The organism is Novosphingobium sp. JCM 18896, from assembly GCF_025938095.1.
In the GTDB taxonomy this organism is placed as follows: Bacteria; Pseudomonadota; Alphaproteobacteria; order Sphingomonadales; family Sphingomonadaceae; genus Novosphingobium.
Window position 1 is genome coordinate 1 of sequence record NZ_JAPCZF010000013.1, and the last position, 18396, is coordinate 18396.

Sequence of the window (18396 nt, forward strand, 5' to 3'; positions counted from 1 at the left end):
GTCGTCATCCTCCGCCTCGTCGCCAACCAAAAAAGCTGACGACCATAGATGACCCGGGGGTGGTCCCCGATTAGGCGCCGATCACCGAGTCAGGTGGGCACCACTTGCACGCCGAAACACAGCACCATCGAGTCGAAATAGACGAGGGGCGCCGCCTCCACTATGTCATCGAACTAGGTTCCGGCAGCAGCCCGCGACCGCTGCTTATGTCCCACGGTTGGCCGGGATCCTTTGTCGAGTTGCTGCACGTAATCGAGCCTCTTGCACATCCTGAGCGATTTGGTGGGGACGCAGAAGACGGTTTTACAGTCGTCGTGCCAAGCCTTCCAGGCTATGGCTTTTCCGACCACACGTCGCGGCCGACGACACCGACCAACATCGCGAGCGACTTTCGCAGACTGATGATCGATGTGCTCGGCTTTGACCACTTCTTGGCCCATGGCGGCGACTGGGGATCGGTGATCACCACCCGGCTTGGGCTTGAACACGCCGACGTTGTGCAGGCGATCCATATCACCATGGTCGGCGGTGTCCCCGACATGACCGGACCGGAGCTCACCCCTGCGGAGCGGGCTTGGATCGCAACAGACAGAAAATGGAGGTCCCAGGAGGGCGCTTACGCGGCGCTGCAAGGTTCTAAACCTCAGACGGTCAGCTTCGGACTCACTGATTCACCAATTGGGCTCGCAGCTTGGATACTCGAGAAGTTTCGCAGCTGGACAGACCCCACCTCAGAATCTGTCGTGCCCGAACCGTTGGCATGGGATGATTTGCTCAACAACGTCATGGTTTACTGGATCGCGGGAATATCCACGGCGAACAGCCTCTATAGCTCGGCGTCAATGACGAAGCGATTTGCCGTCAGCTGGGATCGCCGGGTTACGGTGCCTGCCCGACTTCTACTCTTCCCTAATGACCTGTCGGAGCCTCCGCCGCGGAGCTGGGCAGAGCGCCTTTATGCCCGCCTGACTATCGGGCAAGCATCGAAAGGTGGCCATTTTCCGGGACTAGAACAACCGGCACTTCTTGCCGATGACATCCGGAATTGGTTTCGTATGGCATAGCTGCAGTGGCTAAGCGCCAAAACGAAAATGGGCCGCTCACAACGTGCTCACGAGGTGACCGCCATCGACTGCTACTACTGATCCGGTCATGTAGCTCGAACTTGGTGAGGCAAGCATCAGCAAGGGAAGGTCGAGTTCGGACGGTTCGCCCAGCCGATGCATGGGAATTCGCTTGATCAAGGCGTGGCCGGCAGGAGTGTCCCAGAATTCCCGGTTCAGGTCAGTGGCCATGTAACCCGGAGCGATGGCATTCACGCGAATGTTGAAGCGCGCCCACTCCAGCGCCAGAACCTTGGTCATCTGGATCACACCCGCCTTCGAAACGGCATAGGGAATGACGCCGCCGCCTTGGCGCAGACCGAGAATGGACGCGATGTTGATGATGGAGCCGCCGTCCACTTCGCGCATGCGCTTCGCAGCGGCTTGCGCCATTAGGAACATGCCCTTCAGATTGGTGTCGATTACCGCGTCCCAGTCGCTCTCCGTAACGGCGATCGCCGCGGCCTCGCGCACGATCCCGGCATTGTTGACCAGAATGTCGAAATGAGGCGCGTCGGAGACCGCTTCTGCCAATGCTGACGGATCGCTGACGTCTAGGCCCAAGGCTACTGCTTGGCCCCCGGCGGCTGCAATTGAGCTGGCGACAGCTTCAAGAGCCTCGATCCGCCGCCCGCCTAATATCACCTTGGCGCCAGCGGCTGCCAATGTCCGCGCAAAGTGGGCCCCAAGTCCGCCGGAGGCACCAGAAATAAGCGCCGTGCGGCCCGCCAAATCAATGTAGAAAGCCATGCCAAATCTTTCAGCGATAAGCGCGGAACCGGCACACTAGGCGGCCCCGCTCTGGCGGTTGCGGATGCCGCGACTGGCAGCGAGCGAGTGCACCACGTGCCGTATCCTCGCCTAGTTCCACCGTGCCGCGCCCGTCAAGTCAGCGCTCTCATCGATGAGCCGCCGTAGTCAATCGGCCCAGGGCGGAGCGCAGCAAAGGCGACCGTCTCAATCTGATTGGCCGCGTTCTGCAACATCGGCAGTAGGTTTTCCGGCAATGTTCTATTTGGTGATTGGGCCTCTTGCGTGACCGAGATCGCGGCAACGACGTGTCCGTTGTGATTGCGAACCGGGACCGCCATGCACAACAGCCCTTCGAGTATTTCACCCACATCTTCTGCGAAACCTTGCTCCCGGATTTGGTCCAACTCTGCTGACAGGCGCTCAGGGTCGATGATCGTGTGCGGGGTCAAGGGGACAAACGGCCCGGACGCCAGGTACGAATTCCTGGCCGACGGCGGTAAATGGGCGAGCAATACCTTACCGACCCCCGAGCAATATGCCTCGAGTTGCATGCCAATCTTCGTGAAAAGGGTGTCTGCCCTGTCACCCATCTTCAGGCGGTAAGTCACCATATCGTTTTCGAGCGTGCCGAGTTGCACGATGCTGCGCACCTTCTTGGCCACACGGTTCAGAATTGGCGCTGCGACGTTGGCGATCACAGATTTGTCGTCAAGCTTCTCCAGAAGCCTCATCAAACGCGCGCCAGCCACATGCCGACCATAGCTGGCCGGCACGAGATACCCTTCGGCAACGAGCGTGGCGACCTGGCGGTGTGCGGTCGCCACCGGAACGCCGAGTTTTCGGGCGATCCCGGAGACATTATTTTCCGCACCGTCCTCCAGAACGGCCTCCAGCATGGTCAAGGTGCGCTTAAAGGAACTAAGCTGCGGTGTACGATCTCTCATCGAGTGAGAATGTAGCGCGCCGTGCAGGTAGTGCCAAGGCGCTGGGACCGCTATTCAACCGCAAAGGCAAAAGTGAGGATGAACGATGGTCGACCCTGTGCATGACGAGATCGCTCGCCGTTTGCGCGATTCCTACTCGGGGCAGGCCGTGGCGCCCCTGCGTGATGGCCTGGATCCAGTTGATGCCGATGGAGCCTACGCGGTCCAGGCGATCAATACCCAGTTTTGGCAGGCGCAAGGTCGCCGCGTTGTCGGACACAAGGCGGGGCTCACTGCGAAAGCGGTGCAAGCGCAGCTTGGCGTCGACCAGCCCGACTTCGGCGTGCTGTTCGAAGACATGCAGGTGCCTGACGGAGGCTTTCTCGATCCCGCGCGCGCCATTCAGCCCAAGGCCGAGGCGGAGATCGCCTTTGTCCTGAGCGAGGATCTGGCGGATCCGGATACGACGCCTGAGATGGTGGCCGCGGCGGTCGGATCGGTCCATGCTGCCATCGAGATCGTGGACAGCCGGATTGCCGACTGGAAGATCACCTTCGCGGACACGGTTGCCGACAATGGTTCGTCCGCGTTCTTTGTACTGTCAGAAGCGCCCAAACCGCTGGCCGGCACGGATATTTGGACCGCCGGCATGGTGATGCAGATCAACGGAGAGATCGTATCGCTCGGCGTTGGCGCAGCTGCGCTTGGCCACCCGCTCAACGCCGCTGCGTGGCTGGCCGGCACGCTCGCCAAACGCGGCGAGCCGCTCCGAGCCGGCGCCATCATTCTATCGGGCGCCTTGGGGCCGATGGTGGCCCTCAAGCCAGGCGATCATGTTCGGGCGACAGTCGGTGGCCTCGGCCAGGTCAGCTTTACCTATGGGCAGAGGTGAGGCGATGACCAAGACCAAGGTCGCCATCATCGGGTCGGGAAACATCGGCACCGACTTGATGATCAAGATCATGCGCCTTTCGAAGACACTCGAGGTGAGCGCCTTGGTGGGTATCGACCCCCGCTCGGACGGACTTGAGCGGGCGGCGCGCATGGGAGTGGCGGTAACCGACAATGGCATCGATGGCCTGGTCGCCATGCCTGAGTTCGCCGACATCAGGATCGTGTTCGATGCGACATCCGCAGCCGCCCATCGGCATCACGACGAAGTTCTGCAAGCTCATGGTAAACGCGTTGTCGATCTGACGCCTGCGGCGATCGGTCCGTACGTGGTCCCCCCGGTGAATGGCGAGAGCTGCCTGGATGCGACCAACGTGAACATGGTGACCTGCGGTGGGCAGGCGACCATTCCCATCGTCCACGCGGTCAATCGCGTGGCCAAGGTGCATTACGGGGAGATCGTCGCCTCCATCGCTTCGAAGAGCGCAGGCCCGGGAACGCGTGCCAACATCGACGAATTCACCGAGACGACGTCGCAAGCCATCTGCGACATCGGTGGGGCTACTCGAGGCAAGGCGATTATCGTCCTCAACCCGGCCGAGCCGCCCCTGATGATGCGCGACACGGTCTACTGTCTGTGCGAGCCCGCAGATCCGGGCGCGATCCGGCGCAGCATCGAGGGAATGGTCGCCGAAGTGCAGGCCTACGTGCCGGGATACCGGCTGAAACAAGCCGTCCAGATCGAGAGTATCGGCGACAATCAGCCGCTTCTGATCCCGGAGATGGGCCAGTCGTTCACTGGTCTGAAGGTGACCGTCTTCCTCGAGGTGGAAGGCGCTGCCCACTACCTGCCGGAGTATGCGGGCAATCTCGACATCATGACTTCGGCTGCCCTGAAAACCGCCGAAAAAATCGCCGAGAGGCTGCCGGCATGAGCGCCCAGCCACCAAGCGGCAAGCTTTACATCCAAGACGTCACTTTGCGGGACGGGATGCATGCGATCCGTCACCAATATGGCCTCGATCATGTCAGAACGATTGCGCGGGCGCTGGACCGGGCCAACGTCGATGCCATCGAGGTCGCGCACGGCGACGGGCTCCAGGGCTCAAGCTTTAATTATGGCTTCGGCGCGCACACGGATTGGGATTGGATCGGTGCCGTCGCGGAGGTGGTGGAGCATTCGGTGCTCACCACGCTGCTGCTCCCCGGTATCGGAACGGTACACGACCTGAAGCATGCCTACGAGATGGGGGTTCGTTCGGTCCGTATAGCCACCCACTGCACCGAGGCGGACGTCTCGAAACAGCACATCGAAGCTGCGCGAGGGCTCGGCATGGACGTGTCCGGCTTTTTGATGATGAGCCACATGAGCTCACCCGACGCTTTGGCCCAGCAAGCGCTTCTGATGGAAAGCTACGGCGCGCATTGCGTCTATGTCACTGACAGCGGCGGGGCCATGAACATGGACGAGTATGCAGCCCGTCTGCAGGCATACGACAAGGTGCTCAAGCCAGAAACCCAGCGCGGCGTGCATGCGCATCACAACCTCAGCCTGGGTGTGGCGAACAGCATGGTGGCGGTCCAGAACGGCGCGACGAGAGTCGATGCGAGCTTGGCGGGAATGGGGGCAGGGGCCGGGAATGCGCCGCTGGAAGTCTTCATAGCTGCCGCCGACCGATGCGGCTGGGAGCATGGCTGCGACCTCTATGCGCTGATGGATGCGGCTGAGGAACTCGTGCGGCCTCTGCAGGACCGCCCGGTGCGTGTCGACCGCGAGACGCTGACGCTTGGCTACGCAGGCGTCTACTCGAGCTTTCTCCGGCACGCCGAAAAGGCTTCCGCCGACTTCGGGATCGATACTCGCGCGATCCTGACGGAAGTCGGCAGGCGCAAGATGGTCGGGGGGCAGGAAGACATGATCGTCGATGTCGCGCTCGATCTGGTCGAACGAGCGGGGCGGTCACAGCAGGACGGCTGACACGTCTGCAGTCCGCGGAGCGCGGACAATAGCGCACTTTAGTGCAAAAATTGGTTAGCCATGTAGCGGTCTGCTGGGAACTCAGCCCTGACCCTCTATTCCGGTGCATATGCCCTCCGGCCGCTTACCCCCTTGACTAAGGCTGCATTGCTGCGGCACATATTTGTAGGTCGCTGTGCAAATTTCAGCGACATTGCTTGGCTGGGCGAGTCGCTGGCGTCTAGCCACCCCTTGCCTGCGAGGCCTGCGCTAGAAGGAAGATCGGTGACCGAAGCTTATATCATAGACGCTGTCCGCACCCCGCGGGGGATTGGCAGGGTAGGCAAGGGCGCGCTTGCCCATATGCATCCGCAACACCTGGCCGCTTCGGTGCTCACCGCGATCGCGCAGCGGCACAACCTGAACACGGCGGACGTGGACGACGTGATCTGGTCTACATCGTCTCAGAAGGGCAAGCAGGGCAGCGATCTCGCGCGCATGGCCGTGCTCGACGCCGGTTACGACTATCAAGTGAGTGGAATGACCCTCGACCGCTTTTGCGGCGGCGGCATTACCGCAGTCAGCTTGGCGGCGGCGCAGATCATGTCTGGAATGGAGGACTTGGTCATTGCGGGCGGCACCGAGATGATGTCCCATGCGATCGCGAACCAGCAGGAGGAGGTGAGCCGTGGCGCCCCGATGCTCGGCCTCGACAGCGGCAATGCGCGCCTTCAAGCGGCGCACCCCCAGGCACACCAGGGCGTTTGCGCCGATGCCATCGCGAGCATGGAGGGCATGACCAGGGAGGTCCTCGATGCCCTCGCGCTTGAAAGCCAATCTCGCGCAGCTCGCGCCATTGCGGAAGGTCGCTTCGACCGGAGTGTTGTCCCTGTACACGATGAACATGGCCGCCTCGTCCTGGACAGAGAAGAATTTCCCCGTCCGCAGACGACTGCGCAGGATCTGGCTGAGCTAAGGCCCTCGTTCGCAGGGCTTGCCGACGCTCCTTGCGACGCCGAGGGAAATACCTTCCGCGGTGCCATCAACAAGCGTTTTCCCGATCTCGATATCAAGCATGTGCACCACGCCGGGAATTCATCAGGCGTAGTGGATGGAGCCGCGTGTGTTCTCCTTGCGTCCGGGAAGTATGCTTCGGAGCACGGACTGAAGCCGCGCGCCCGGATTGTAGCCACCGCGAACGTCGGTGACGATCCGACCTTGATGTTGAACGCCCCGGTGCCGGCGGCACGAAAAGTCCTGCAGCGTGCCGGGCTCACCGTGGACGACATCGACCTCTGGGAGATCAATGAAGCCTTCGCGGTCGTCGCCGAGAAGTTCATCCGCGATCTCGGGCTGGATCGCAAAAAGGTCAACGTGAACGGTGGCGCCATTGCCTTGGGCCATCCGATCGGAGCGACCGGCGCAATCCTGATCGGAACCTTGCTCGATGAGCTCGAGCGCCAGGACAAGAAGCGCGGGTTGGTGACCATGTGTGCTGCTGGCGGCATGGCTCCGGCCATCATCATCGAGCGCGTCTGAGGCGCTGTTTCGCTGGCTCGGGCGGGAATTGAGCCGTCACCACACAGAAGCAGTAAGGTCGGTGAACAGGTAGTGTCAGCTAATATCCTGGAAATGGAGCGGCGTCGGGCAGCCGCCGAGTTGGGCGGCGGTCAGCGCCGCACCGACGCACATCATGCCAAGGGCCGGCTGACCGCCCGCGAGCGCCTGCACATCTTGTTGGACGAAGGCAGCTTCGAAGAGGTGGACCTTTACGTCGAGCACAACTGCGTTGATTTCGATATGCAGCGGAACGTGATTCCGGGCGACGGCGCCGTCACTGGCTCGGGGACCATCAACGGCCGTCTGGTCTACGTGTTCAGCCAGGACTTCACTGTATTCGGCGGCTCTTTGTCCGAGCGTCAGGCGCAGAAGATCTGCAAGATCATGGACATGGCCATGCGGGTTGGTGCGCCTGTGATCGGCTTGAACGATTCAGGAGGCGCGCGCATCCAGGAGGGGGTGTCGTCGCTTGCCGGCTATGGCGAGATTTTCCAGCGCAATGTCGACGCTTCCGGCGTCATCCCTCAGATCTCGGTCATCATGGGCCCATGCGCGGGCGGCGCGGTCTACTCGCCGGCGATGACCGACTTCATCTTCATGGTGGAGGATTCCTCCTACATGTTCGTCACGGGCCCGGACGTGGTCAAGACGGTCACCGGCGAGCAGGTGACGCAGGAGCAACTCGGAGGAGCGGTCACCCATACGACCAAGACGTCCGTCGCCGACCTTGCCTTTCGAGATGACATAGAAGCCCTCCTCGGGGTCCGGGATTTCGTCGACTACCTTCCGCAATCCAATCGGGATCAGCCGCCTGTCCGCCCCTCGGCCGATCCTTGGGATCGCAAGGACTTCGGCCTCGATACCATCGTGCCATCGTCGCCGACGCAGCCCTACGACATGCGGGAGGTGGTCCAGACCATTGTCGATGAGGCGGAGTTCTTCGAAATCCAGCCAAAGCATGCCGCCAACATTCTCTGCGGCTTTGGCCGGGTCGAAGGGCGCACCGTGGGAATAGTGGCCAACCAGCCGCTGGTCATGGCGGGTGTGCTGGATATCAATGCGTCAAAAAAAGCGGCGCGTTTCGTAGCCTTCTGTGACGCATTCAACATCCCAATCGTCAGCTTCGTCGACGTGCCAGGGTTTCTCCCGGGCACGGCGCAAGAGCACAACGGGATCATCAAGCATGGCGCGAAGCTCGCGTTTGCTTATGCCGAGGCGACGGTTCCCAAGATTACTATCATCACCCGGAAAGCTTATGGCGGGGCCTATATCGTGATGGCTTCCAAGCACCTGCGCTGCGACCTCAACTACGCCTGGCCGACGGCCGAGATCGCGGTGATGGGTGCGAAAGGCGCGGTTGAGATCATCTTTCGGGGCGAGACCGAGGCAGGCATCGCCGAGAGGACCCGCGAGTACGAAGATCGCTTCGCAAACCCCTTCGTGGCCGCCTCGAAGGGGTTCATCGACGAGGTCATCCACCCCCATTCAACGCGCCGGCGGATCGCTCTCGGCTTGCGCAAGCTGCGCAACAAGCAGGTCGAGAGCCGGCGCAAGAAGCATGGGAACATTCCGCTCTAAGGCTCGGGGCTGCCGAGCAGGCGAGCGAAGCACCTCGACACGTCTGCGGGCGCTGAAAGCCGAAGGAAACCAGATGCTTGAAACTGTCCCAGCAATCGCGCCGCGACGTGACGGATCTATCGAACAACTCTCGCTTTCCGTCGAGCGCTTCGTTCGCGAGAGCGTGGTTCCGTTCGAAAAGGATCCGCGTTGTGGGCCCCACGGCCCATCTGATGAACTGGTTCAGGAATTGCGGGACAAGGCCCGCGAAGCCGGTGTCCTGACGCCGCACATACGGCCCGACGGCACGCACCTGTCGCAACGCGATACGGCCGAGATTCTGGTCAAGAGCGGATTGTCCCCGCTTGGCCCGATCGCCTGCAACACGATGTCGCCGGACGAAGGCAACATGTACTTGCTGGGCAAGGTGGCGAGCGCGGAACAGAAGACCCGCTTCCTCGACCCGCTGGTATCCGGTCGCGCCCGCTCGGCGTTCCTCATGACCGAGCCTGCCGAAGACGGCGGCGCGGGATCCGATCCGTCGATGATGAAAACCCTGTGCGAGCCAGAGGGCGACGACTGGGTCATCAATGGGAGGAAGACGTTCGCCACCGGAGCAGCGGGGGCGCAAGTGGCCATCGTCATGGCCAAGGCTCCGGAAGGCGCCGCCATGTTCCTGGTCGACTTGCCCAATCCCGCGATCCGCATCGAACGCATCTTGAACACCATCGACAGCGCCATGCCGGGGGGGCACGCCGTGGTTGCGATCGAGAACCTCCGGGTGCCCCAGTCGGAAATGCTCGGCCGGCCGGGCGAAGGCTTCCAGTACGCCCAGCAGCGCCTGGCGCCCGCGCGGTTGTCCCATTGCATGCGTTGGCTCGGCGCTTGTATCCGCGCCCATGAGATTGCCACGGCTTATGCCTGTTCCCGCGAGGCCTTCGGCAAGCTGCTGATCGATCACGAAGGCGTCGGCTTCATGCTCGCCGACAACTTGATCGAGCTCACGCAGGCCCGCCTCACGATCGATTGGGCAGCCGATATCCTGGACACCGGCGCATTGGGCGTGGCCGAGAGCTCGATCGCAAAGGTTGCCGTCTCCGAGGCGCTGATGCGCGTGGCCGATCGCTGCGTCCAGGTGATGGGGGGGCGGGGCGTGACCGACGACACCATCGTCCAGCAGGTATTCCGCGAAATCCGGGCCTTTCGCATCTACGATGGCCCGACCGAGGTGCACAAATGGTCCTTGGCCAAGAAGATCAAGCGCGAGCACCTGCAAGGCGGCGGCAAGTGACCGACGCTTCCATTCGTCTCCACCGCGGCACCGGTTCAGAAGCGAACTTCGATACGAGTCTGCTGATCGGCTGGATGGAAAAAACCGTCGCTGGCTTTGGCGGTCCCCTTCGCGTTGAGCGATTTCCGGGTGGTCAGTCCAACCCGACCTACAGGTTGGAAACCCCCGCACGCGACTATGTCCTGCGAAGAAAACCCATCGGGACCTTGGTCAAAGGGGCGCACGCGATCGAACGCGAGGCCAGGGTCATTTCGGCACTGGGGGGCGAAGGTTTCCCGGTCCCAGAAGTCTATGCGCTCTGCGACGACCCCGCGATCATCGGCTCACCGTTTTATGTCATGGAACTGGTGGAAGGGCGCATATTCTGGGACTGCACGATCGCGGAGGTCGCGAAAGCAGAACGGCATCGGTACTTCGATTCCATGAACGAAGTCATGGCACGGCTGCACAATGTCGATCACCGAAGGGCCGGCCTGGACGATTACGGATCTTCCGAAAACTATCTGGTCCGCCAAGTCGGGCGCTGGTCGAAGCAGTACCTTGAGGACTCAGCGGCAGGGCGTGACCCGAACATGGATCGGCTGATCACCTGGCTGCCGGACAATATCCCGCACGACGATAACAAGGTGACCCTGATCCACGGGGACTACCGAATCGACAACGTGGTTTTCCATCCGGCGGAACCGCGAGTCATCGCCGTTCTGGACTGGGAGCTCTCCACGCTCGGCAGCCCCGTAGCCGACTTCTGCTATCACGCGATGATGTACCGCATGCCTCCCCACATAGTGGCGGGCTTGGCGGGGGCGGACGTGCGTTCTCTCGGGATTCCGTTGGAGGAGGACTACGTGCGTTCCTATTGCGAACGGACCGGGCGATCGTCCATTCCGTCGTACGAGTTCTACATGGCCTTCAACTTCTTCCGCCTGGCGGCCATCTTCCACGGCATCAAGGGGCGCGTCCTCAGGGGAACTGCTTCCTCGGCCCAGGCGCAGCAGCGTGCCGAACTGTTCCCCGAGTTGGCGGAACTCGCGTGGCGGCAGGTTACGGAATCGCGCCTCCACTAAAGCACAGTCGGTCGGCGGCTTTCGTGCCGCAGTGATCTTGCCGCCGCAGAGCCATTCGGCGATCGGTCGGACCCGGGCTACGATCAGAACAGGCCGGGGTAGAAACCTCCATCCATGAGGATCGACTGCCCGGTGATAAAGCCGGCGTGCTGGCTGCAGAGAAAGGCACAGGTCGCGCCAAGTTCTTCAGGGCGCCCCAGGCGTCCGGCGGGCGTCTTTTCCAGATGGGCTACGATTTCGTCGTCAAGGCTGCGCCCGTGCTTCTTGCCGATCGTGGTCAAATTCTGACGCAGACGGTCGGTGTCGAAAAGCTCAGGCAGCACGTTGTTGATCGTCACGTTGCTGCCCGCGACGGTCCGCGCGATGCTCTTGACCGCACCGGTTAGGCCAAGCCGGGCTGCCACGGATAGCTCCAGCATCTCCTTCGGCATTTTGACGACGATCGAGGTGATGTTGACCACCCTGCCGAAGCGCCGTTCGGCCATTCCGTCCAGATAGGCCCGCATCAGGAAGATCGGACCGATCATGTTGCGATTCGCCGCGTTGTTCCAGTCGTCACGGCTGAGATCGCGCCAGTCCCCTGCGGGCGGGCCACCGGCGTTGTTGATCAGGATGTCGGCGTCTGGATGCGCTTCCTTCAGTTTCGCGCAGCCTGCCTCGGTGGTGAGATCGCCAGCCAAGGTATGGACTGCGCAGCCATATCGGCGACGCAGATCTTCGGCGGCGGTTTCCAGCTCATCGGCGCCGCGAGCGTTGATCACGAGTTCGGCCCCGGCCTCAGCCAAGGCCCCTGCCACCGCACGGCCCAGGCCTCGGCTGGCACCACACACGATCGCCCGCCGGCCCGCGATCCCCAAATCCATTTCGGCCTCCTTTTAGCGCCTGCGGCATCTCCAAGCCAACATCAGACTTGCATACTAACATGTCAGACGCTAGTGAAAATGACGAGTGCCGCGCGCCCGTAAGCGTGTGTGGCCCCGCCGACCGCGGCAAGCGGGGAGACACATGCCATGTCATTGATTCTGTCGCGCCGCGATCTCGATTTCGTTCTGTTCGAATGGCTCGCGGTCGAGGACCTGCTGTCGGCGCCCCGGTATTCGGAGCACGACCGCGAGACACTGGTCGCGGTTATGGACCTGGCGGAGAAGCTGGCCGAGCAACACTTCCTCCCCGCCAATCGGATTGCCGACCGGGATGAGCCGAAGCTGAGCGATGGTGGCGAGGTCGTCCTCCCGGTCGAAACGGCCGAAGCCCTGGCCGCGTTCGCTGAGACGGGCCTCCTGTCGGCATCCCAGCCGGCGGAGATTGGCGGCGGACAACTCCCGTTCGTGATCGACCGGGCCGCGTTCGCGTGGCTCCAGGCCGCGAGCCCCGCGATCTCGGGATACGGTCTCCTGAGTGCCGCGGCGGCGAATTTGCTCATCACTCATGGCTCGCCTGAGCAGATCGATAAATTCGCCAAGCCGCTCCTGGCGGGCGAGACCTTCGGCACGATGTGCCTGTCGGAGCCTCAGGCCGGATCGTCGCTCGGGGACATCGCCACCACGGCGGTGCCCGACGGGACCGGACGCTACCGCCTGTTCGGCAACAAGATGTGGATTTCGGGTGCCGATCACGCCTTGGCGACCTCGATCACGCACCTGGTCCTCGCCCGCGTCCGCGGAGCGGCGCCTGGGACCAAGGGGCTGTCGCTGTTCCTCGTCCCGCGAGACGTCGAGCCCAGCACCGGATCGAAGGTCCGAAACGACGTGGTCGTCGCGGCTCTCAACCACAAGATGGGGCAGCGCGGCACGGTGAACGCGGCGCTGAATTTTGGTGAAGGGGCATTTACGCCCGACGGCGAGGCCGGAGCGATCGGCTATCTCGTCGGATCGGAGGGGCAGGGCCTCTCGCTAATGTTCACGATGATGAACGAGGCCCGGATTGGCGTCGGCATGAGCGCCGCCGCCATCGGTTACACCGGGTTCCTCCACTCGGCCGATTACGCTCGTACCCGGCTGCAAGGCCGCTTGGCCGGCCAGCGGGATCCCGGCAGCGCTCCGGTGCCGATTATCGAACACCCCGATGTCCGGCGCATGCTGTTGATCCAGAAGGCCTACGTGGAAGGAGCGCTGGCGCTCAATCTTTATTGCGCCCGACTGGTCGACCAGATGCGCTGCAGCGAGCTTGCCGAGGAGCGGGACGCCAAGGTGCTCCTGCTCGACCTGCTCACGCCAGTGGCCAAAAGCTGGCCGTCCGAGTTTTGCCTCCTCGCCAACAGTCTCGCGATCCAGGTGCATGGGGGGTACGGCTACACCCGCGACTTTCCGGTCGAGCAGTTCTACCGGGACAATCGCCTGAACGCCATTCACGAAGGAACGCATGGTATCCAGGCGCTGGACCTGCTCGGCCGCAAAGTGACGATGGCCAGCGGCGCAGCGCTGGATATCTTCGCGGCTGAGGTTAGGACTAGCTGCGATCGAGCGAGCGCTCTCGGCGATGAGATCGCCGATCACGCCGAACAGGTCGAGGATCTCCTGGGCGAGGTGGTGGCGGTGACGCGCCAGCTGCACCGACTCGATCCAGCAGAGGCGGTCTTGGCCAATGCCTCGCCTTACCTCGAGACGTTCGGCCACTTGGTGATCGGATGGATCTGGCTGGAGCAGCTGATCGCCGCGCACGGAAAGGCCGGCGACTTCTACGACGGCAAGCGGGCCGCGGCGCGGTACTTCCTCAAGTGGGAGCTGCCGAAAGCCAGGGCGGTGCTCGCCCGGATCGGCGAGTGCGACCGCACTGTCCTCGATACGCCTGGCCACTGGCTGTGACCGCAGGGGCGCCAAACATGGGCACGACGTTCCGGCCCGGAGCACACACATGAGACAGGTTGAACTAGACGACAAGTACACTCGGCTAGATGGCTCGGCCTTCATGACCGGGATCCAGGCCCTCGTGCGCCTGCCGATGCTGCAGCGGGAACGGGATCGCCGAGCCGGCCTGAACACGGCCGGCTTCATTTCCGGATACCGCGGCTCTCCGCTCGGGCAATACGACGACGCCTTGCGCAAGGCCAAGCAGCACCTTTCGGAGCACCAGGTTCACTTCGTGCCCGGCGTGAACGAGGACATCGCCGCAACCAGCTTGTGGGGCACGCAGCAGGTGGTCCTGACGCCCGAAGCGAATGTCCAGGGCGTGTTCGGGATCTGGTATGGCAAAGGCCCCGGCGTCGACCGCAGCATGGATGTGCTGAAGCACGCCAATGCAGCCGGCACCTCCGAGTTCGGCGGAGTGGTTGCCGTGATGGGTGACGATCACGCCTGCAAGTCCTCCACGCTGCCGCACCAGAGCGAGCCGATGATGGCGGCCGCGATGATTCCGGTGTTGAATCCGGCGAGCGTGCAGGAACTCCTGGCGTTCGGCCTGCACGGCTTCGCCCTGTCACGCTACTCAGGTTGCTGGGTCGGTCTCAAGGCCACCACCGAGGTGGTCGAGAGCAGCGCGGTGGTCGATTTCGCTGAGCTGGAGGACCAACTGGATCTTCCGGGTGCCCAGGGCCTGCCCAACGCCGGACTCGGCATCCGCTGGCCCGATACGCCGCTGGCCATGGAGAGCCGGCTGCATGGACCGCGAATGGAGGCCGTTCGCGCCTTCGCCGCGGCCAACCCGATCGATCGCCTCGTCTTCCGGTCAGAAAACCCGCGACTGGCGATCGTCAGTACCGGCAAGGCCTACAACGACCTGCTGCAGGCCTTCGCCGACCTGGGGATCGACACCGAAAGCGCGATGGCGCGCGGCTTGGCGCTGTACAAAGTGGGCATGTCGTGGCCCTTGGAGCCGGATGGGGTGCTCAGCTTCATCGGCGACGCGGACGAGGTCTTCGTCGTCGAGGAGAAGCAAGCGTTCGTCGAAACCCAACTGGCGACGCTGCTGGTCAACCGCAGCCATCGCCCCAGGCTGGTCGGAAAACGGGACGAGACGGGGCATGAGCTGTTGCCCGATACGGGCGAGCTCGATCCGCTGCTGGTCGCCCGCGCGGTGGTCGGCAGGCTGGCCCGGATGGGCCAGGATGTCTCCGACCTTGCCGCCAGGATCGCTGGTCTCGAGGCGGTGGGTCGCCCCGAGGCAGGGGACGGTCACCTCGCCCGCGCGCCGTTCTTCTGTTCCGGCTGCCCCCACAACATTTCCACCAAGGTGCCGGAAGGCAGCCGGGCGATGGCGGGGATCGGGTGCCATGGCATGGCCTATTCGATCGCCGACCGGCGCACGTCGTTCATCACGCAGATGGGAGGAGAGGGGGCCGCGTGGATCGGACAGGCACCGTTCACCGATGAGCCGCACGTCTTCCAGAACCTCGGCGACGGCACCTATTTCCATTCCGGCCTGCTGGCGATCAGGGCCGCAGCCGCGGCCGGGGTCAACATCACCTACAAGATACTGTTCAACGATGCCGTAGCGATGACCGGCGGACAGGATCACGACGGGCCGATGACGGTACCGATCATCGCCGAGCAGGTGGCGGCCGAAGGCGCCAAGCGCATCGCCATCGTCACCGATGACCCGGCGAAGCACAGCGGTCAGGCCTTTCCGCCCAACACGACCGTGCATCACCGCGACGAGCTCGAGGAAGTTCAGAAGGAACTGCGCTCCATCGGCGGGCTGACGGTCCTGGTCTACGATCAGACTTGCGCCGCGGAAAAGCGCCGCAGGAGCAAACGGTCGAACCTGCCGGCTGCGCCCACTCGTGTGTTCATCAACGACCTGGTCTGCGAGGGCTGCGGCGATTGCTCGGTCAAGTCGAACTGCATTGCGGTGAAGCCGCTCGAGACCGAATTCGGCCGCAAGCGCCGCATCGACCAGTCCGAATGCAACACCGACATCAGCTGCATCGAAGGGTTCTGCCCCAGCTTCGTCAAAGTGCATGGCGGCACGCCGCGGCGCCAAGCCGCGATGTCGCCGGCCGACGTGCTGCGGGAGGAACTTCCCGAGCCCACGATGTGGAGCGGCGATCAAGTGTTCAACATCCTGGTCACCGGGATCGGCGGGACGGGCGTCATCACCATCGGCGCGCTGCTCGGAATGGCGGCTCACCTCGACGGGAAATACGTCACGGTGCTCGACAACACCGGGCTCGCTCAGAAGAACGGCGGGGTCGCCAGCCATGTGCGGATCGCGAAAGACAAAGCCTTGCTCGGCGCGACCAGCATCGGCGTTGGCGCCGCCGACCTCCTCCTCGCCTGCGACATGGTCGTCGCTGCCGGCGACGATCTGGCGAGCCGGCTGTCGCCCGCCCGGACACGCGCGGTGGTCAACGACAACGTGTCACCCACCTCGGCCTTCGTCGCCAACGGCGCGATCGACCTCTCGGCCGAGGCGGAGCGTCGCAGGGTGAGAAGCCTGACCCGGACCGACAGCGACTTCCCCCGCGCCACGGACTTGGCGACCCGCCTCATGGGAGACTCGATCTCGAGTAACCTGTTCCTCATGGGCTTCGCGTGGCAGCGCGGCTGGATACCGTTGTCCGGAGAGGCGATCCGCCGCGCCATCGAGCTCAACGGCGTGGCCGTTCGGGGCAGCCTCGATGCGTTCGCTTGGGGACGCTTGGCGGCTCACGACATGGCTGCGGTCGACCGAGCAGCCGGCGGCGGCCGTGAACCCCGCGGCGACGCGGTCGCCGGCCTAGACGACTTGATCAGCCAGCGTGAGGCTGAGCTCGTGGCCTATCAGGACCGGAGCTACGCCGACCGCTACCTTGCCCTGGTGGAGAGAGCCCGCTCGGCCGAAATGGCGATTGCCGGAGAAGCCGCCAACTTCACGCGCGCGGTCGCTTGGAACTTTCACCGGCTTCTGGCCTACAAGGACGAATATGAGGTGGCCCGGCTCTACACGGACGGCCGGTTTGAAAGCCGCATCAAGGAACAGTTTGAAGGCGATTTCCGGCTCGAGTTCAGCATGGCTCCCCCACTCTTGGCGCGCCGCGACCGCGCCTCGGGCATACCGCGCAAGCGCAACTTCGGGCCTTGGATGTTTTCTGCCCTCAAGGTCTTGGCGAAGCTGAAGTGGCTGCGGGGCACGCCGTGCGACCCCTTCGGGTATCAGGCGGAACGCAAGATCGAGCGCGGGCTGGCTGATGCTTATGAGCAGCAAATCACGGAGCTTTGCGAGCGCCTCGGATGGCTCGGACTGGCCGCGGCCACGGACCTCGCGCGCAAACCGGAAGCGATCGCGGGTTTTGGCCACATCAAGAACAAGGCGCTCGCGCAGAGCCAGACTCTGGTTGGGACAGAGCCGGACCCGAAACTCGATCTAACGCCGCCACGCGCACTGCAGAAGGGGCTGGTATGATGACCAAGGCATTCGCATCCACTGTCGACGAAACCGAAGATGCGTTCTCCGGACCTTGGCGCGACCCGCGCAACTTGCTGTCCGAACAGACTTACGGCGGTCATGCTTCGGTTCACGATGACGCAACGGCCCGGCAGATGGGCTTCGCGGCCGCTCCGATCGAGGGGCCGACCCACTTCAGCCAGTTCGCCCCGTTGTGTTGCCACGTTTGGGGTGACCGCTGGCTATCGGAGGGCGGCCTTTCCGTGAGCTACAAGGCGGCGGTGCTCGAAGGCGAGAAGGTCAAGGCGTTCATGGCGAAGCCTGCTGCTGGCGAGACGCAGCTGGCCGTCTGGATGACCAAGGAAGACGGCACGGAGGTCCTACGCGGCACCGCGATGGTGGGCAGCGAAAGCGAGCCGACGCCCCTGGAGCAGAAGCTTCGCGGCCTGCTCTTGGCAGATCCCCGCCGGGTGATCTTCCGGAACGTCAGCCTGGGAATGCAGCGCTCCCGGGTGAGAGCGTCGTTGGGGTACGATCGGACGATGGGGGCGCTTTATCCATTCACCCTGCGCGAAAAGCTGACCCACATCACCGAGCCGAGCCCCTGGTACGAGCAGGGCGCCCAAACGCCCTGGGGAGGCCCGATCCTGCCCATCGAGATGATCAGCGTGCTGGTCCATCACGTTGCGGAGAGTGACCCCTGGCTGCCCGAGAAGCCGACCGTCGATTTGTTCGTGGATCAGGAAATCAGGCTTCGGCGTGGCCCACTGCTGCCGGACACCGACTACGAGATCGAACGCACTCTGATCGGTCTATCGGCAAGCAAGCGCACCGAAAGCTGCTGGGTACGCTCAGATGTGTTCCTCCCCGGTGGAACGGAGGTACTGGCGTCCATGGTGCTCAATGTCGCCAGCTTCAAGGATTCCTACCCTGGTTACCAGGAAGAGCTGGCGCAGATGGACGCCGGTGCCGGATAAGTACGGACGAGAGGGTTTGT

At 63.2% G+C, this 18396-nt stretch carries 14 protein-coding genes; 11 read left to right on the forward strand and 3 right to left on the reverse strand.

Features of this window, described 5'->3' with window-relative positions:
* Positions 1-104 precede the first annotated feature (104 nt).
* Positions 105-1064 (forward strand): alpha/beta hydrolase, encoded by a 960-nt coding sequence (locus tag OLX23_RS24800; RefSeq protein WP_264448036.1) that lies wholly within the window; start codon positions 105-107, stop codon positions 1062-1064.
* 36 nt (positions 1065-1100) lie between these two features.
* Here the strand turns inward: OLX23_RS24800 and OLX23_RS24805 are convergent, their stop codons facing one another.
* Positions 1101-1853, reverse strand: coding sequence for an SDR family NAD(P)-dependent oxidoreductase (locus OLX23_RS24805; RefSeq protein ID WP_264448037.1), 753 nt, complete (start codon positions 1851-1853; stop codon positions 1101-1103).
* A 134-nt stretch (positions 1854-1987) separates the two neighbouring features.
* The gene (locus OLX23_RS24810; protein ID WP_264448038.1) at positions 1988-2758 is read right to left on the reverse strand and encodes an IclR family transcriptional regulator; all 771 of its coding nucleotides are present in this window, start codon (positions 2756-2758) and stop codon (positions 1988-1990) included.
* 127 nt (positions 2759-2885) lie between these two features.
* Here OLX23_RS24810 and OLX23_RS24815 point away from each other — a divergent pair, with 127 nt between their 5' ends.
* The 7 genes from OLX23_RS24815 to OLX23_RS24845 all read left to right on the forward strand — a co-directional run bounded on the left by OLX23_RS24815 (position 2886) and on the right by OLX23_RS24845 (position 11099).
* Positions 2886-3671: a 2-keto-4-pentenoate hydratase gene (locus OLX23_RS24815; RefSeq protein WP_264448039.1), complete on the forward strand. Its 786-nt coding sequence runs from the start codon at positions 2886-2888 to the stop codon at positions 3669-3671.
* A gap of 4 nt (positions 3672-3675) precedes the next feature.
* The gene (locus OLX23_RS24820) at positions 3676-4605 is read left to right on the forward strand and encodes an acetaldehyde dehydrogenase (acetylating) (protein ID WP_264448040.1); all 930 of its coding nucleotides are present in this window, start codon (positions 3676-3678) and stop codon (positions 4603-4605) included.
* Entirely contained in the window at positions 4602-5648 is a 1047-nt protein-coding gene (gene dmpG, locus OLX23_RS24825) for a 4-hydroxy-2-oxovalerate aldolase (protein WP_264448041.1), read from the forward strand. The genes OLX23_RS24820 and dmpG overlap by 4 nt, the downstream gene beginning before the upstream one ends.
* Positions 5649-5912: 264 nt before the next feature.
* Positions 5913-7166, forward strand: coding sequence for an acetyl-CoA C-acetyltransferase (locus OLX23_RS24830; protein ID WP_264448042.1), 1254 nt, complete (start codon positions 5913-5915; stop codon positions 7164-7166).
* 72 nt (positions 7167-7238) lie between these two features.
* A complete protein-coding gene (locus OLX23_RS24835; protein WP_264448044.1) occupies positions 7239-8765 on the forward strand; it encodes an acyl-CoA carboxylase subunit beta in 1527 nt (508 codons plus the stop codon).
* Between the two features lie 73 nt (positions 8766-8838).
* The gene (locus tag OLX23_RS24840) at positions 8839-10035 is read left to right on the forward strand and encodes an acyl-CoA dehydrogenase family protein (protein WP_264448046.1); all 1197 of its coding nucleotides are present in this window, start codon (positions 8839-8841) and stop codon (positions 10033-10035) included.
* Positions 10032-11099 carry a phosphotransferase family protein gene (locus OLX23_RS24845; RefSeq protein WP_264448047.1) on the forward strand — a complete coding sequence of 356 codons (1068 nt, stop codon included), beginning with the start codon at positions 10032-10034 and terminating at the stop codon, positions 11097-11099. Before OLX23_RS24840 ends, OLX23_RS24845 begins: the two co-directional genes overlap by 4 nt.
* A gap of 83 nt (positions 11100-11182) precedes the next feature.
* Here OLX23_RS24845 and OLX23_RS24850 read toward each other — a convergent pair whose 3' ends face one another.
* The gene (locus tag OLX23_RS24850) at positions 11183-11962 is read right to left on the reverse strand and encodes an SDR family oxidoreductase (RefSeq protein ID WP_264448048.1); all 780 of its coding nucleotides are present in this window, start codon (positions 11960-11962) and stop codon (positions 11183-11185) included.
* A gap of 147 nt (positions 11963-12109) precedes the next feature.
* Between OLX23_RS24850 and OLX23_RS24855 the strand changes: the two genes are divergently transcribed.
* The 3 genes from OLX23_RS24855 to OLX23_RS24865 are packed head-to-tail and all read left to right on the forward strand — an operon-like array spanning position 12110 to position 18376.
* Entirely contained in the window at positions 12110-13903 is a 1794-nt protein-coding gene (locus OLX23_RS24855; protein ID WP_264448049.1) for an acyl-CoA dehydrogenase, read from the forward strand.
* Positions 13887-17417 (forward strand): indolepyruvate ferredoxin oxidoreductase family protein, encoded by a 3531-nt coding sequence (locus OLX23_RS24860; protein WP_264448098.1) that lies wholly within the window; start codon positions 13887-13889, stop codon positions 17415-17417. The genes OLX23_RS24855 and OLX23_RS24860 overlap by 17 nt, the downstream gene beginning before the upstream one ends.
* Positions 17414-18376 carry a hypothetical protein gene (locus OLX23_RS24865; protein ID WP_264448050.1) on the forward strand — a complete coding sequence of 321 codons (963 nt, stop codon included), beginning with the start codon at positions 17414-17416 and terminating at the stop codon, positions 18374-18376. Before OLX23_RS24860 ends, OLX23_RS24865 begins: the two co-directional genes overlap by 4 nt.
* The last annotated feature ends 20 nt before the right edge of the window (positions 18377-18396 follow it).